Source organism: Arthrobacter sp. H41 (assembly GCF_000520535.1).
GTDB lineage: Bacteria > Actinomycetota > Actinomycetes > Actinomycetales > Micrococcaceae > Arthrobacter_D.
Genome location: NZ_KI914832.1, coordinates 14,175 through 15,906, shown reverse-complemented (window position 1 = coordinate 15,906; position 1,732 = coordinate 14,175). Strand labels below are relative to the sequence as shown.

1 protein-coding gene and 1 pseudogene are annotated in these 1,732 nt (G+C 66.3%); both read right to left on the bottom strand.

The features are described from left to right. Positions 1-196: pseudogene (locus Y705_RS22490) on the bottom strand (sarcosine oxidase subunit gamma); the annotation flags it as partial. Beyond that, a partial coding sequence (locus Y705_RS20435) for a glycine cleavage T C-terminal barrel domain-containing protein (protein WP_275450821.1) occupies positions 189-1,732 on the bottom strand: 1,544 nt, incomplete at its 5' end. The pseudogene Y705_RS22490 and the gene Y705_RS20435, both read right to left, overlap by 8 nt.

Genomic DNA, 1,732 nt, shown 5'->3' with positions numbered 1-1,732 from the left:
CCACGGCGGCGATCCGTAGGCCTTCCTCGGAACGGGGGTCTACGCGGATGCCCGCCATGGTCCGGAACGGGATCTCGTTAAGGACCACTGTTCCTTGGATAGAGCCGGCTTCCAGGACCGCGGTCAGGTGGGAGGCGGGGCTGCGGCGAATGTCCCGGAGTCCATTGATGCCATCGAGTGCTGCTGTGTTAGCCATCCTTGCGGGTCCCTTCAGGGTCAAAAAGTACGGTTTCGGCGACCACAACATCAACCAGCTGGTTCCCGGCGGCGGCAACAAGGGTCTCGCCGATCCGGTTGCGGCCATTTTTGATCAGCGCCAGCGCGAAGGACCGGCCCAGTGCGGCGCTGTGGTAACTCGACGTCACGAAGCCCTCCATGGGGACCGGGCCGTAGGCGGGAGTTGTCGGAATGCCCTTCTCCACGAGCTGGGTGCCTTCCGGCAGCCGTAACGAGCCATCTACGGGAAGGACGCTGACCAGGTGCTTGCGGTCCTCGCGCCGGGCGTCGGCCCGGGCATAGGAGCGCTTCCCGATGAAGTCCTTGGCCTTGGACACCACCCATTCCATGCCCGCGTCCTGCGGGGTCACGGTGCCGTCGGTGTCCTGGCCAACGATCGGGTAGCCCTTCTCGGCGCGGAGCACGTGCATGGTTTCGGTGCCGTACGGGGTGATGCTGAATTCAGCCCCCGCGGCTGCCACGGCTTCCCAGGTGTTCAGCCCGTACCAGGACGGGACGTTGATCTCGTAGGCCAGTTCGCCGGAGAAGGAGATCCGGCAAACCCGGGCCTGCACGCCGGAGGCGAGGGTGGTCTCCCTGAAGGTCATGAACGGAAACGCTCCGGCCTCAAGTCCGCCGTCCGCGGCCAGATCCGGTGCCAACTTCGCCAGCACCGCACGGGATTTCGGTCCGACGACGGCGATGGTGGTCCACTGCTCAGTCACGGAGGTGCAATGCACGTCCAAGTCCGGCCATTCGGTCTGCAACCATTCCTCGAGCCAGTCGAGCACCTTCGCGGCCCCGCCGGTGGTGGTGGTCATGAAGTAGCGCTCGTCATCGAGACGGAGGGTTACGCCGTCGTCGAAGATCATTCCGTCCGCCATGCACATGACGCCGTAGCGGGCAGAACCCGGGGCGAGCTTCTTGAAGGCGTTGGTGTAGATCCGGTTGAGGAACTCACCGGCGTCCTCGCCGCGGATTTCGATCTTTCCGAGGGTGGTGGCGTCCATGAAGCCGACGGAGTCGCGGACGGCCGCGCACTCGCGCAGCACGGCTGCGTCCATGTCCTCGCCGGCGTGTGGGTAGTACCAGGGACGCTTCCACTGTCCCACGTCCTCGAACAGGGCACCCTTGGCCTCGTGCCACGGGTGGATGGACGTCTTGCGAGCGGGGTCGAACAGTTCGCCGCGCTGGCGGCCGGCCAGGGCCGCGAAGGCCACGGGGGTGAACGGTGCCCGGTAGGTGGTGGTGCCGATGTCGCCAATGCCGCGGGTCGCTTCACCGGCGGTGCGAAGTGCGGCGGCGATGACGCCGATCGCGTTGACGCCGGAGGTTTTGCCCTGGTCGTTGGCGGTGCTGATGGAGGTGTAGCGCTTGATGTGTTCCACGGAGCGCATGCCGGCGCCGGTGGAGCGAAGGACATCGGCCACGGACTGGTCGCGCTGGAAGTCCACGAAGTGGTGGTGCCATTCATCCGGCGTGCCGACCTGGCCCGGGACCAGCCACAGCTGGCGGG